This window comes from Nguyenibacter vanlangensis (genome assembly GCF_013376155.1).
GTDB classification, from domain to species: Bacteria; Pseudomonadota; Alphaproteobacteria; order Acetobacterales; family Acetobacteraceae; genus Gluconacetobacter; species Gluconacetobacter vanlangensis.
Window position 1 is genome coordinate 1 of sequence record NZ_JABXXP010001160.1, and the last position, 632, is coordinate 632.

Genomic DNA, 632 nt, shown 5'->3' on the forward strand with positions numbered 1-632 from the left:
GGGCAGTTCGCCGGCAAGCGGCGTTTCGTCCAGGTCGGCGGCGACGATGCGCCGCGGCTGCAATCCGATCTGCGCCAGCAGGTCGCGGCGGCGCGGCGAGGCAGAGGCCAGGACCAGCCCCGGCAGCGGCGGGGCGGACGAATGCGGATCGGACGGGAACGGGTCGGACAAGAGGAGTACCGCCGCCTTACTTGAAGCGGAAGGTGATGCGACCCTTGCTGAGATCGTACGGCGTCATTTCGACATTCACCCGGTCGCCGGCCAGGACGCGGATGCGGTTCTTGCGCATCTTGCCGCTGGTGTGGGCCAGGATCATGTGTTCATTGTCCAGCTTGACGCGGAACATGGCATTGGGCAGCAGCTCGGTGACCGTGCCGCTGAATTCGATCATGTCTTCCTTAGACATCGGGTCCTTCGATCTTCTGATTGACCGGCGCCGGGCCGGTACAAGGGACAAGCCGAGCGCCGGGATCGTCGCACAAGGCGATCCCGAGGCCCGATAGAGAGAATGCACGCGGATATGTGCGGATTGTCGGCGCCGCGGTCAAGCTTTGTCGACGCCGGTCACGATTGCGTCCAGCCGTGCCGAGACGCTCAGCGCGTGCGCGTCCAGCCCCTCGGCCCGCGCCAGC

The 632-nt window shown here is 66.1% G+C and carries 2 protein-coding genes; both read right to left on the reverse strand.

Going from position 1 to position 632, the window contains the following annotated elements:
* On the reverse strand, window positions 1-171 hold a 171-nt coding region (locus tag HUK84_RS21865), incomplete at its 3' end, for a Maf family protein (RefSeq protein ID WP_218064503.1).
* Between the two features lie 16 nt (window positions 172-187).
* Window positions 188-406, reverse strand: a complete 219-nt coding sequence (gene infA, locus HUK84_RS21870; RefSeq protein ID WP_003622234.1) for a translation initiation factor IF-1 — start codon at window positions 404-406, stop codon at window positions 188-190.
* Between the last annotated feature and the right edge of the window lie 226 nt (window positions 407-632).